At 66.6% G+C, this 12914-nt stretch carries 13 protein-coding genes and 1 other RNA gene; 1 reads left to right on the forward strand and 13 read right to left on the reverse strand.

The features are described 5' to 3' along the window. Position 1 precedes the first annotated feature (1 nt). The 9 genes from mraY to DK847_RS15265 all read right to left on the reverse strand — a co-directional run bounded on the left by mraY (position 2) and on the right by DK847_RS15265 (position 9961). A complete protein-coding gene (gene mraY, locus DK847_RS15230) occupies positions 2 to 1090 on the reverse strand; it encodes a phospho-N-acetylmuramoyl-pentapeptide-transferase (RefSeq protein WP_111199383.1) in 1089 nt (362 codons plus the stop codon). Continuing rightward, positions 1090 to 2517, reverse strand: coding sequence for a UDP-N-acetylmuramoylalanyl-D-glutamyl-2,6-diaminopimelate--D-alanyl-D-alanine ligase (locus DK847_RS15235; RefSeq protein ID WP_425358697.1), 1428 nt, complete (start codon positions 2515 to 2517; stop codon positions 1090 to 1092). The genes mraY and DK847_RS15235 overlap by 1 nt, the downstream gene beginning before the upstream one ends. Continuing rightward, positions 2507 to 3961: a UDP-N-acetylmuramoyl-L-alanyl-D-glutamate--2,6-diaminopimelate ligase gene (locus DK847_RS15240; RefSeq protein WP_111199511.1), complete on the reverse strand. Its 1455-nt coding sequence runs from the start codon at positions 3959 to 3961 to the stop codon at positions 2507 to 2509. Before DK847_RS15240 ends, DK847_RS15235 begins: the two co-directional genes overlap by 11 nt. A gap of 5 nt (positions 3962 to 3966) precedes the next feature. Next, complete coding sequence (locus tag DK847_RS15245; protein WP_161957304.1) at positions 3967 to 5679, reverse strand: peptidoglycan D,D-transpeptidase FtsI family protein; 1713 nt, start codon at positions 5677 to 5679, stop codon at positions 3967 to 3969. Beyond that, on the reverse strand, positions 5676 to 6032 hold the full coding sequence (ftsL, locus tag DK847_RS20665) for a cell division protein FtsL (protein WP_161957305.1): 357 nt from the start codon (positions 6030 to 6032) through the stop codon (positions 5676 to 5678). Before ftsL ends, DK847_RS15245 begins: the two co-directional genes overlap by 4 nt. Then, complete coding sequence (rsmH, locus tag DK847_RS15250; protein ID WP_111199386.1) at positions 6033 to 7031, reverse strand: 16S rRNA (cytosine(1402)-N(4))-methyltransferase RsmH; 999 nt, start codon at positions 7029 to 7031, stop codon at positions 6033 to 6035. A 111-nt stretch (positions 7032 to 7142) separates the two neighbouring features. Next, an RNA gene (gene rnpB, locus DK847_RS15255) (RNase P RNA component class A) lies at positions 7143 to 7541 on the reverse strand. A gap of 81 nt (positions 7542 to 7622) precedes the next feature. Continuing rightward, positions 7623 to 9191 (reverse strand): amidohydrolase, encoded by a 1569-nt coding sequence (locus tag DK847_RS15260; RefSeq protein WP_342634760.1) that lies wholly within the window; start codon positions 9189 to 9191, stop codon positions 7623 to 7625. A gap of 89 nt (positions 9192 to 9280) precedes the next feature. Further along, positions 9281 to 9961, reverse strand: a complete 681-nt coding sequence (locus tag DK847_RS15265; RefSeq protein ID WP_280956410.1) for a glutathione S-transferase family protein — start codon at positions 9959 to 9961, stop codon at positions 9281 to 9283. On the opposite strand from DK847_RS15265, the gene DK847_RS15270 reads away from it, so the two are divergent. Continuing rightward, a complete protein-coding gene (locus DK847_RS15270) occupies positions 9960 to 10424 on the forward strand; it encodes a hypothetical protein (protein ID WP_161957307.1) in 465 nt (154 codons plus the stop codon). The genes DK847_RS15265 and DK847_RS15270 overlap by 2 nt on opposite strands. Here the strand turns inward: DK847_RS15270 and DK847_RS15275 are convergent, their stop codons facing one another. The 4 genes from DK847_RS15275 to DK847_RS15290 are packed head-to-tail and all read right to left on the reverse strand — an operon-like array spanning position 10425 to position 12888. After that, positions 10425 to 11153, reverse strand: a complete 729-nt coding sequence (locus tag DK847_RS15275) for an N-acetylmuramoyl-L-alanine amidase (RefSeq protein ID WP_342634761.1) — start codon at positions 11151 to 11153, stop codon at positions 10425 to 10427. Continuing rightward, positions 11150 to 11833 (reverse strand): J domain-containing protein, encoded by a 684-nt coding sequence (locus DK847_RS15280; protein ID WP_111199390.1) that lies wholly within the window; start codon positions 11831 to 11833, stop codon positions 11150 to 11152. The genes DK847_RS15275 and DK847_RS15280 overlap by 4 nt, the downstream gene beginning before the upstream one ends. A 20-nt stretch (positions 11834 to 11853) precedes the next feature. Then, positions 11854 to 12186 carry a hypothetical protein gene (locus DK847_RS15285; protein ID WP_111199391.1) on the reverse strand — a complete coding sequence of 111 codons (333 nt, stop codon included), beginning with the start codon at positions 12184 to 12186 and terminating at the stop codon, positions 11854 to 11856. Between the two features lie 45 nt (positions 12187 to 12231). Beyond that, a complete protein-coding gene (locus DK847_RS15290; protein ID WP_111199392.1) occupies positions 12232 to 12888 on the reverse strand; it encodes an extensin-like domain-containing protein in 657 nt (218 codons plus the stop codon). Between the last annotated feature and the right edge of the window lie 26 nt (positions 12889 to 12914).

Raw genomic sequence — 12914 nt, forward strand, 5'->3', positions numbered from 1 at the left:
CCTACCTCAGCTTCAGCGTCGAGAGCCCGATGAGGGCCAGCACGATGGCGATGATCCAGAAGCGGATGACGATGGTCGGTTCCTTCCAGCCCTTCTGCTCGAAATGATGGTGCAGCGGCGCCATGGCGAAGACGCGCTTGCCCGTCATCTTGAACGAGGCGACCTGGATGATGACCGAGAGCGTTTCGAGCACGAAGAGCCCGCCGATGATGCCAAGCACGATCTCGTGCTTCGCGGCCACCGCGATGGCACCCAACGCGCCGCCGAGCGAGAGCGACCCGGTGTCGCCCATGAAGATCATCGCAGGCGGCGCATTGAACCACAGGAAGCCCAACCCTGCCCCCACGATCGCCCCGCAGATGATGGCGAGCTCGCCTGCCCCGCGCACGAAGTGAAGCTCGAGATAATTCGAGAAGTTATAGTTGCCGACGAGATAGACGATCAGGCCGAGGCTCGCCGCGGCGATCATCACCGGAACGATTGCGAGACCGTCGAGTCCATCCGTCATGTTCACCGCATTGCCAGCCCCCACGACGACGAACATCCCGACGAAGATGAAGAACATGCCGAAGGGAATGAGCAGGTCCTTGAAGAAGGGCACGGCCAGCGACGTCGACAGCGGCTTGCCGCCGATCCACATGAAGATGCCGACCGCGATGCCGGCGATCACGAATTCCGCCAGCAGGCGCACCTTGCCGGAGAAGCCCTTGGTCGTCGCCTTGGTGACCTTGAGGTAGTCGTCATAGAAGCCGATGGCGCCGAAGCCCAGCGTGACGAAGAGCACCGCCCAGACATAGAGGTTGCGCAGGTCCGCCCAGAGCAGCGTGCCGACGAAGATGCCCGACAGGATCATCAGCCCGCCCATGGTCGGCGTGCCCTGCTTTTCCACGATGTGGCGCTGCGGGCCGTCGGAGCGGATGGGCTGGCCCCGGCCCTGCTTCACCTTCAGGAGCGAGATGATGCGCGGCCCGAACAGGAACACGAAGATGAGAGCCGTGATGATCGCAAGCCCGGTGCGCGATGTCTGGTAGCGGAAGACGTTGAAGGGCGACACCTCATCCGCGAGGCTGCTGAACAGAAGGAATAGCATCAGGTCTCCTTGGCAAGCGGCGGATGGGCCGCGCGGATCGCCTCCACCAGCGGCCCCATGCGGCTGCCGAGCGAACCCTTGATCATCACCACATCACCGGGCCTGAGGCCCTTGAGCAGCTGCTCGCGCAGTCCTTCGGAGTTTTCCGCATAGGCGCCGCGCCGGCTCTCCGCCACGCGCGACCAGAGATTCGCCATGAGAGGACCAGCCGCGTATAGGACATCGACCTTGGCGGCGTCCATCGGTTCCAGCAGGCCTGCGTGCAGTTCCGGGCTGTGCTCGCCCAGTTCCAGCATGTCGCCCAGCACCGCGATGCGGCGGCCACCGCGCGGCGGTTGTGCAGCCCCGAGAAGACCGAGCGCTGCCGCTACGGAAGCCGGGTTGGCGTTGTAGCTTTCATCGATCAGCAGCAATTCGCCATCGCCGATCGACAGCCTTTCGCGCACGCCGCGGCCCTTGGCGGGCGCGGCCTTCGCCAGCGCCAGCGCGGCCCGCGCCAGGTCGGCGCCGGTGAGCTTCGCGGTGGCGAGAACGGCGAGGCTGTTCACCGCCATGTGCTCGCCGGGAAGGCCCAGCCGGTAGGTCACCGTTTCGCCCATCACGTCGGCGGTGATGCAGCAGCAGTCAGGGAGCAGCGCCACGCGCTCCATGCGCACATCGGCGTTGGGGTGCTTGCCGAAGGAGACGACACTGCGCACGCCGGCCGCCCAGGCGGCGGCCGCAAGCCGCTCGAAATAGGGGGTGTCGCGGCTGATGACGGCGCTGCCCAGCGGCACGATGCCGGAGAAGATCTCCGCCTTGGCATCGGCGATCTCGTCGAGCGAGGCGAAATTGCCAAGGTGGCTCGCGGCGATCGTGGTGATGATCGCCACATGCGGGCGCACCATGGAGACGAGCGGCGTGATCTCGCCCGTGTGGTTCATGCCGATCTCGAACACGCCGAAGGCCGCACTCCGCGGCATGCGGGCCAGCGTCAGCGGCACGCCCCAGTGATTGTTGAAGGAGGCGGCGGAGGCGTGCGTCTCGCCCGAGGCGGAGAGTGCGGTGCGAAGCATTTCCTTGGTCGAGGTCTTGCCCACGCTTCCCGTCACCGCGACAATCTGCGCCTCGGACCTGGCGCGCGCCGCAAGGCCCATCGCCTCCAGCCCGCGCAGGGGATCATCCTCCACCTCGAGCACGGGGCCTGCTGCCAGCATCTCCGGCGTCACGCGCGACACCAGGCCAAGGCCGGCGCCGGCCTTCAGCGCGCTGGCGACGAAATCATGCCCGTCATGCTTCTCGCCCTTGATGGCGACGAAGATATCGCCCTGCCCCACGGCGCGCGAGTCGATGGTGACGGCGGTGAGCGACTTCGTGACGCTGCCATGCAGCCTGCCGCCGGTGGCGGCAAGCAGTTCGTCAATCGTCCACAGTGCCTCAGCCATGATAGTCACGCCCTTGAATGGCGGCCTTCACGGCCTCGTGGTCGCTGAAGGGAAGAACCTGCTTGCCGATCTTCTGGCCTTCCTCATGGCCCTTGCCGGCGACGATGAGCACGTCACCCGCTTGCAACGCGTCGACTGCGGCACGGATCGCGGCAGCCCGGCTGCCGATCTCGATGGCTCCCGGCGCGGCGGCCATGATGGCAGCGCGGATGGAAGCAGGTTCCTCGGTGCGCGGATTGTCGTCCGTCACGTAGACCCTGTCGGCGAGCCTGGTCGCGATCTCGCCCATGATCGGGCGCTTGGCACGGTCGCGGTCGCCGCCGCAGCCGAAGACCACGAAAAGCCGGCCCCTGGTATAGGGCCTGAGCGAGGCGAGGGCATTCTCCAGCGCGTCGGGCTTGTGGGCATAGTCGACGAAGACCGGCGCTCCCGTCCTGCTGCGCCCAACGAGTTCGAGGCGCCCCTTGGCACCCTTCAGCGACTGCAGCGCATGCATCACCTGTGGCTCGTCGCCACCCGTGGCCAGTACGAGGCCGGCGGCGATCAGCGCATTGGAGACCTGGAAATCCCCAGCCAGCGGCAGGTCCACGTCATAGCGTCGGCCATGCACAGAAACCGTGATGTGCTGGCTCCCCGCATCGCGGCGCACGCCTTCGACGCGGATCGTCTGGCCCTTGATGCCGACGCTCCACACCTTGAGCCCATGGGCGGCCGCGCGCTTCGCCGCCTCTTCGCCGCGCGGTGTATCGACATTGATCACCGCTGCGCCACCCGGCGCCACGAGGTCTTCGAACAGCCGCATCTTGGCATTGAAATAGTCATCGACCGTCGGGTGATAGTCGAGATGGTCGTGCGACAGGTTGGTGAAACCTGCCGCCGCGATGCGCAGGCCGTCGAGCCGATACTGGTCAAGCCCATGGCTCGAGGCCTCGATGGCGAGGTGCTCCACCTTTTCCGCGGCCAGCAGCGCGGCGATCTCCTGCAGCTTCATCGCATCGGGTGTCGTGTGTTCGAGTTCGATCGTGCCCGACGGCGAGACGACGCCCACCGTGCCAAGGCTCGCGGCGCGGAAGCCCATGGCCGTCCAGATCTCGCGTACGAAGGTGGCGACCGATGTCTTGCCGCTGGTGCCGGTGACGGCGACGATGGTGTCGGGCTGGCGGCCGTAGAAGCGTGCGGCCATGTGGGCGAAGAGCCGGCGCGGATTGGCCGATGCAATGAGCGGCACACCGCCGCTGTCCGTTCCCGGGGCTGCAACCACGGCGGCGGCCCCGGCGGCGACGGCCTGCGGAATGAAGGCGGTGCCGTCCACATGCGTGCCCGGCAGTGCCGCGAACACGAATCCGGGCTTCACGGCGCGGCTGTCGGCCGTGAGGCCGGCAACCGACAGGGCCTCCGCCTCCGCGGTGAGTGGAGCGTCGCGCTCAACGAGATGGCCGAGGCGCATGTTCATCAGTTCTGCTTCTTCTTCTTTTCCTTCTCCTCGAGCTTGGCAAGCTTCTGGAGGTCTTCGGCGGAGAACACGGGTTCGACGCCAAGCATGGGCGCGATGCGTTCGATGATGTTGGCGGCGGTGGGCACGGCATTCCAGCCGGCGGTGGCGAAGCCATAGGTGCCCGGAATGGCCTTCGGCTCGTCCAGCATCACCATTACCAGGTACTTCGGGTTGTCCATCGGGAAGGCGCCGATGAAGGAGGAGAGCCGCTTGTTCTTGTCATAGCGTCCAGCCACCACCTTTTCGGCAGTACCGGTCTTGCCGCCCACGCGATAGCCGATGACATCGGCCTTGGAGGCGGAGCCCTCCTCGGCGTTGCGGCGGAACAGGTAGCGCAGCGTCTCCGACGTCGCCTCGCCAATCACGGTGGTGGCCATGGCAAGCGCCTCCTCCTCGTTCCGGCGCAGGAAGGTGGGGGTGATGAGGTGACCGCCATTGAGAAGCCCTGCAACCACCGCGGCACCCTGCAGCGGCTGCACGGCAAAACCGTGGCCGAAGGCCGTCGTGGCAGTGACCAGCTTGCTCCAGCGCTTGGGCAGCAGGGGCCGCGCCGCCTCGGGCAGTTCGGTCTGCAGCTTGTCGAACAGGCCGACCTTGCGCAGGAAGGCCTGGTGCTCCTCCAGCCCCACCTCCAGCGCCATCTTGGCAGTGCCGATGTTGGAGCTTTCGCAGAACACTTCCTCCGTGGTCAGCGGGTGGTTCTGCGGGTGGAAGTCGTGGATGCGCGCGCTGCCGATGACGAGGGGGTAGCGCGTGTCGAACACGCTCTTCAGCGTCACCTTGCCGGAATCGATGGCCATCGCGAAGGTGACCGCCTTGATCACCGAACCCAGTTCATAGACACCGCTTGTCATGCGGTTCTGCTGGTCCTTGGAGAAGTTCTTGTTCTCCTGGTTCGGGTTGAAGTCGGGGAGCGACACCATCGACAGCACCTCGCCGGTGCGGATGTCCATCACAATGCCGCCGCCCGCGATGGCGTGGAACTTCTCGATGGCCTTGCCGACCTCGTCGATCACCGCCGCCTGCACGCGGATATCGAGGGAAAGCTGGGCTGGCTCGGTGCGGTGCTCGGTCGGCTCCGCCAGCGAGGCGGTGTAGAGCGCGCCGCGGTCGTCGAGATATTTCTCCACCCCGGCGATGCCCTTGGTATCGAGGTCGACATAGCCGACGACATGCGAGGAGAGCCGCCCCTGCGGATAGACGCGGCGGCGCTCGTTCACATAGCTGACGCCCGGAATGCCGAGGTTGTAGACCGCGTCGCGCTCCTCCGGCGACACCTGGCGCTTGATCCAGGCAAAGCGCTTGGCCGTCGAGAGCTTGCGGCGCAGTTCCGTGGCATTGAGGTCGGGCATGGTGGCGGTCAGCGCCTCCACGGCCTCGTCGATGTCGATGATCTTGGACGGATCGGCGAAGATCGAGGCGACCGCCACGTCGGTTGCCAGCAGCACGCCGTTGCGGTCCACGATGTCGGGGCGCGGCAGCGGCGCCTCGGTGATCGGCCGCACCGGTCCTTCCTCTTGCGCCGGGAAGATGGTGAGGTGCGTCAGCTGCCCGGCAATGGTCAGGAAGGCCGCGGCAAAGCAGATGCCGATGAGTCGCAGCCGGTTCTGCCCCGCCAGCCGCGGCGGCGCATCCTCCGCCATCTGATGATCTGTGACGGGCTCGGTCATGGCTGCTTCATCTCGTCGATGATGGCGCCGATGGGGTCGGAACCTTCGGCCTGGAGGTTCATCACCGGCTCGGCGGGAACGTGCTGGGAAATGGCGTCGAGCGTCACGATCTGCTGGGCCTTCAGCGTCGACAGCCCGAGGAATCGTTCCGCCAGCGTGCGGATGCGGTCCGGCCTGATCAGGCTCGACCATTCGGCATTGAGGAGCCGCATGTTCTCGACCTCCTCGCTGATCCCGCGCTGGTACCTGGCCGCCTCGCGCTCGAGGCCGCGCGTCTCGTGTTCCAGCGAATAGAGGATGAAGCCGGAGACCAGCACCGCCGTCACGAGCATCAGGTTGAGGAGCTTGTGCATCTAGTGTCGCGTTCCCCGGACGCTGAGCCCGATCTCGTCGGCAATGGCCGGCATGGCAGGCGCCGCAGTGCGGACGCCGGCGCGGAGCTTGGCAGAGCGGGCACGCGGGTTCATCCGCGCCTCTTCGTCAGTGGCGCCGAGATGGCCCTTGAAAGGCAGCGTGAAGGACGGCTCCGGCCCCTCGACCGTGCCCGGCAGGTGGCGAGAGCCCGACGGCAGCTTGCCGGCGCGCGAAGCGAAGAAGCGCTTGACGATGCGGTCCTCCAGCGAATGGAAGGTGACGACCACGAGGCGTCCGCCCTCCGGCAGCATGCGCTCGGCGGCGTGCAGCGCCTCGACCAGTTCATCGAGTTCGCCGTTCACATGGATGCGCAGCGCCTGGAAGGTGCGCGTGGCGGGGTGGATCTTGTCGGGCCGCGGCCGGCCCGTGGCGCGCTCGATCGCCTTGACGAGGCCTTGCGTCGTGGTGATCGGCGCGTCCTTGCGCGCCTCCACGATGGCCCGCGCGATGGCGCGCGAGCGCGGCTCCTCGCCGAAGACATAGATGATGTTGGAGAGCATCTCCTGCGGCAGCGTGTTGACCGCGTCGGCGGCGGACGTTCCCGCCTGCGCCATGCGCATGTCGAGCGGTCCGTCGCGCAGGAACGAGAAGCCGCGCTCGGCCTCGTCGAGCTGCATCGATGAGACGCCGATGTCGAGCACGATGCCGTCGATGCGCGCATCGCCGGCGAGCGCCTCCATGTCGGCGAAGCGCCCCTCGCGCAGGCTGAGGCGCGGCATGAATTCAGCCACCATGGCCTGGCCAGAACTGATCGCCGAAGGATCGCGGTCGATGGCGATCACCCGGCAGTCGGCAGCGCCCAGGATGGCGCGCGTGTAGCCGCCGGCCCCGAAGGTGCCATCGACGTATACGCCCCAGTCACGTGGCGAAAGTGCACTCAGCACTTCGGCCAGCATCACGGGCACATGCGGCGGGTTGATCGTTTCTCGGGCGGCCATGGCAAGCCTAAATCACGGTGAAAAAGGCGTTAATCGTCAGGCTGACATTGCAATCGGCCTGCTTAACAATTGGTTTCGATTGCCGCGATTTCGCAGCATTTGGCGGGGGATAATGCCAGCCGGCCTGTAAGCCGGGTTCTGTCCATGCGGATCGCTCCGCACTGGATGACCATTCATCTGGAACGCCCGTTGCCGGACGCTTCACGCAACCTACCCGGGCGGCTGGAACGGAAACGTCCCTGGGGGCCGAAACCCCCGCGCCACCCCTATTCGGTCTTGCTCCCGGTGGGGTTTGCCATGCCGTCCCCATTGCTGGGGCCGCGGTGCGCTCTTGCCGCACCTTTTCACCCTTGCGTCAGGCCGAAGCCCGGATCCGCGGTATCATTTCTGTGGCACTGTCCCTGGGGTCGCCCCCGCCGGGCGTTACCCGGCACCGTGTTTCCATGGAGCCCGGACTTTCCTCCCCCGCACCCTTTCGGGCGTAGCGGCAGCGGTCATCCAGCCAGCTGGCCAGGGGGAGGTAGGGGATTGGCAGGGGAATAGCAATGGCGGAGTGGCGGGCAGGCCGGATGAGGGCTGCCAACCCGGGTCTCACCCCTCGAACACCACCCGCCCGTCGCACACCGTCATCCGCGGCCTGATGCCCTTGAAGGTCGTGGGGTCCGTGCGCTGCAGGTCCACCGGCAGCACGCAGATGTCGGCCAGCATGCCCTCCTTCAGCACGCCCGTCCTGCCCTCCATGAAGCCAGCCCAGGCGCCGTCGGCGGTGTAGGAGTGGATGGCCTGGTGCAGGCTCTGGCGGTTGTCGGGCATGGCCTCGTTCCAGCGCCCCCGTGTCATGGCGGACTGGAGGGACCACATCGGATCGATGTCGGAAACCGGCCAGTCGGTGCCGAAGACCAGCCGCGCACCCTGCGCGCGCAGAGCCGTCCAGGCGAAGGCCCATTGCCAGCGCGCCTCGCCGATGTTGGAGAGATAGGGCTCGAGCGGCAGGCCATGGCATCCGGGCGGGTGGGGCGGCTGCATCGAGGCGATGACGCCGAGCTTTCCGAAGCGCCCGATGTCGTCGGGGTGGATCACCTCCACATGCTCCACCCGGTGGCGCGAGTCGCGCCGGCCATTGGCCTTCTGCGCGGCCTCATAGCCGTCGAGCACGATCCGCACCGCGCCATCGCCGATGGCATGGACGGCGATCTGCAGCCCCCGCCGGTCGGCCTCGGTGGCGATCGCGGCGAAGCGGTCGGGCTCGAACAGCGGCTCGCCCTTCCAGCCGGGCCGGTTGGCGTAATCCTCGATCATCACCGCCGTCTGGCTGTCGGCCACCCCGTCCATGAACAGCTTCACGAAGCCCGAGCACAGCATGTCGCCCTGCCAGCGCGCCGCCATCTGCGAGGCCTTCTCGAGCATCGCGATGTCCATGAAGTTCTTGAAATGGAACGGCACGCGCACGCGCGCGGTGAGTTCGCCGCGGCGCTGCAGTTCCTCAAGCAGTTCAAGGGTGTAGATGTTTCCGTCCATGTTCTGCACGAAGGTGATGCCATGCGCCGCGCAGTGCCGGAGCCCCACCCGCATGGTCTCGAGATCGGCCTCGAATTCCGCCTTGCTCGGGTAAGGATCGGGCTCGCCGCCGGTGGTGAGGCCCAGCCTGTCGCGCGAGCCCTTCTTCGACAGCTTGCGGACGGGGTCGATCGCCTCGCCCTCGCGCAGTTCGCCCTGGGCGAGCCCGTCCGGCCCCATCACGATCTCGTTGCCCGGCCCCAGTTTCTTGCCCTTGAGCAGCCCCACCTTCTCCAGCGCCAGGGTATTGGCCCAGGCCGTGTGATGGTCGGGCGAGAAGACGAGGATCGGCCGGTCCTTCACGATCCGGTCAAGGTGGTGGCGCGACAGCGGCTCGTGCTCGGAGATGATCACGTAATCCGCCTGCTCGCCGATGATCAGGTCATCGCCGGGGTTCTGTCGGATGTAAGCCTCCGTCCGCGCCTTCAATTCGTCGAAGCCGCGCGTGCCGAAGAGCTGCAGGTGCGAGAGCTCGGCCGCGCCCGCGAAGAGGTGCATGTGCCCCTCGACGAAGCCGGGGATCACCGTGCCGCCTCCGGCATCGACCACGCGGGTGTTGGCCCCGGCCTCACGCATCACCTCAGCATGAGTCCCCAAGCTCATGATTCGATTCCCGGAAACGGCAATGGCTTCCGCGGCGGGCCGGGCCCCATCCATGGTCATGATGGCGGCATTGGTAATGATGAGAGACGTCATGATGCGAGGGGTCCGTTCCAGTCGATGCCCTCGGCCAGCATCATCGCGGCCCAGGCAGGGCGCGCGGTGACGAGGCCGATCAGGCGGTTGAGGTTGGCGTACGAGGTGGCGGGCAACGCCATGGCCCTGGTCCAGCGGCAGAGCATGACGAGGAAGACGTCGAGGGCGGAGAAACGATTGCCGAGCATGTAGGGGCCGCCTGCCGCAAGATGTGAATCAAGTTGCGAGAACATGCGCTCAAGTCTGCGTTCTGCAACGATTTTCATTTCGTGGCGACAGGCTTCGCCATCGAGGTAATTGTCGGCATGCCACCAGTGCTGCAGGTCTTCCTGCAGGGTATTGGTCATCCAGAACAGCCATTGCAGAAAGGCGCCCCGGTCCGGGTCGCCCGGCAGTGGCATCAACCCGGCGTCCGGGTGCGCCTCGCAGAGATACATGAGGATCGCCGCGGATTCATAGATCACGCGGCCGCCATGGACCAGCGTGGGCACCCGGGCATTGGGGTTCAGCGCGAGGTAGGCGGGCGCCCGGTTCTCGCCCTTCGAGATATCCACACGTATCAGCTCGAACCGGCAGCCGATTTCGCGGAGCACCGCGTGGGGCGCCATATTGGCACTTCCCCGATCCCAGAAGAGCCGATAGACAGGCCGCTCATTTCCGGGTTCTTCACGCACCATGCACCGCTCCCTCGCCGCCGTTTTTGCCCTTGGCCTGATCACCGGCCAGGCCCTCGCACAGGAGCGCGAATGGTCGCTCGATGCAAGCGACCAGGAGGCATATCTGATCTTCGGCGTCGCCGATAGCGACGACGTGGGGGTGAGCCTGTGGTGCCCGGCGAAGAAGGGCATCGTCAATCTCTATGTCCCCCGCCCCACGCCGGAACTGCAGCGGCCCGGTCGCCGCAAGCTGCCGATGACCGTGTCGGCCGGCGGCGAGACGGCAACCTTCGCTGGCAAGGTGGATATCATTGCCAGTTCGCCCACCTCCAGCATCGAGGTGGAGATCCCGGTGGACAGCCCGCTGCTCAAGGCTCTGGAAAAGGCCGACCGCTTCACCGTCACCGTCAATTCCGAACAGGTGGTGTTCCCGCTTTACGATGCCGACGTCACCGCCCTGCTGGGGCTCTGCCGCAAGTCCTGATCAGGCTGCGGCAGCCACCAGCCGTTCCGCCGTCCTGAGGCAGGACAGGTCGGGCACGCCGTTGACGAGGCCCGGCCGGAAGTGCCGCTGGAAGGCGTCCGTCACCTTGCGCGTCGCTTCGTCCGCCTCGCCCGTCGCCTCGATGCCGTAACCGTAATTCCTGAGCAGGTGCTGGAACCGCACCAGGTCTGCCCCCGCCAGAAGCCGGCCGTCGGCTTCCGCCGGGGGCACCCAGTGGCCGACCCCGGCGGCGTGCAGCAGCGGCCAGTCGAACAGCTCGCCCGGGTCGATCTTGCGGCCCGGCGCCACGTCGGAATGCGCCAGCACGTTGCGCGGCGCAATGTCATGGCGCGACAGGATGTCCTGGCACAGGGCCACCACCGCCTGCATCTGCGCGGCCGGAAACCTTCGATAACCGATGCCGTGGCCCGGGTTGTGGATCTCGATCCCGATGGAGCGCGAATTGGTGTCGGTCTCGCCCTGCCAGACCGAGGCCCCGGCATGCCAGGCGCGCGCCTCCTCGCCCACCATCTGGGTGATGCCGCCGTCCTCGTCGACCAGATAATGGCAGGACACGCCGGACTGGGCGCTGCACAGCAGGTCACAGGCGGCTGCGGCACTGTTCATGCCGGTATAGTGGAGGAGCAGCATGTCCACGGCGCGGCCATTGCGGCGCGGCTCATGGTTGGCGGCCGGCACGAAGCGCTGCGCCAGCGGCGAGACGATCACGCCGCCATCTCCCTGATGCGGTCATAGGCTTCGTTGATCTTCTGCAGGCGCCGGGTGGCGAGCTCGATCATCTCCTCCGGCACGCCCGCCGCGATGTGGCGGTCCGGATGGTGCTCGCGCACGAGGTGGCGATAGCGCTGGCGCACCGCATCGGGCGTCGCATCACGCGGCAGGCCGAGGATCAGGAACGGATCGTCCGGCACGTCCACGTGGCGGGCCCGGATGCGCGCGAAATCGGCCTCGGAAAATCCGAAGATGGCGGCAACCTTCGCCAGGAAGCCGTGCTCGCCCGGGTGGAAGGCATTGTCCGCCTTGGCGATATGGAACAGCCCGTCGAGCACGTCCTCCAGCACCTCGGCCCTGGCCTCGAACAGCTTGGCGATCTGCCTCGCATAGGTTTCGTAACCCGCCACGTCCTGCTTGGCGAGGTTGAACACGCGGGCCACCGCGGCCAGTTCATTTTCGGGAATGTGGAAGACCTGCTTGAAGGCCCTGATCTCGTCCTCGGTCACCACGCCGTCGGCCTTGGCCATCTTGGCGCCGAGCCCGATCATGCCGATGGTGAAGGCCACCGACTTCTCGGGCGGCGTCGGATCGCGGTTGACGATCGACTGCAGGAAGGCGCCGACCGACTCGCCGATGGAGGCGAGGGCTTCGGCGATGCGGGTCCAGATGGACATCGGATCGGGAGGGGCCGGCCTCAGCCGTTCTTGAAGTAATAGGTCAGGCTGAACACGGGGACGTCGATGTCCTTGTGCTGGGCGAGCAGCTTTTCCACGTGCCAGGCGCGGCCCGCGGTCCAGATCGTCACCCACAGCACGGGCAGCACGCCCACCGCCATCAGGCCATACATCATCATGTCGGGCAGGCCGATCAGCTTGGCGATCGCCCACACGGTGGCCACCATCGAGGAGCCGGTGAAGCACAGCATCAGAAGCGTGGCGCCGAAGGCCGCCATCAGGCTTCCGGTGCGGCTGAAGGCCTGCGAGCCTGCCTTCGGGGCAGCATCGGGCTTGAGGATTTCCTGTTCCATGGCCGCCCATATGCGCCGGATGGGCGGAAATTGCAATGATCGAGCCTAGCGGCAGTAGGTTGACCCGTTCTCGCGGTTCTGCAGGTCGAGGTGCAGGTGGTCGCGGTGCGCCCGGCCGGAATCGGGCCCCAGCACGGTGTGGAACTCCCCGCAGGCGCGGTCATGCACGGTATGCAGGAAGCGGCGCTCGTCGGCACTGCCCCACCAGCCCTGCTCCACCGTGATCCTGCGGCCGCTTTCCAGCGTGAAGGCGGAAATGTCGAGGGCATTGCCGAAGCCGTGCTCGCTCATCTTGGCGCCGCTCTGGTTGTTGCGCGGCCGGCAGGCATAGGAGGCGGCCACGTCGATGCTGACGATGCTCTCGCCGAAGCTCCGCTGCGCGGTTGGCTGCACCACGTCCTCGAGCCAGCCGTAGACGGGCTCGGCCATGCCGCAGTTCAGGATGACGGGCTGGCTGAAGGTGACCGAGCCCAGCGACTGCACCTTCCAGGCATTCGGCACCTGGCAGCCATTGTGCTCGTTGATGTTGCGGATCTTCTCGGCCAGCCCGATGCGCGACGGCTTGACCCGGCAGGAGGCTTCCGGCGGGCGCAGCCCCTTGGTGGAAAAGTTTCCGCCCTTCTTCGACGAGCTGCACGCCGCCAGCACGGCGGCAATGGCCACGGCGATGAGGATCTTGCGCAGGAACGGGGTCGGGGACACGGGACAACGCCACTCACGAAGGGAAC

Source organism: Aestuariivirga litoralis (assembly GCF_003234965.1).
In the GTDB taxonomy this organism is placed as follows: domain Bacteria; phylum Pseudomonadota; class Alphaproteobacteria; order Rhizobiales; family Aestuariivirgaceae; genus Aestuariivirga; species Aestuariivirga litoralis.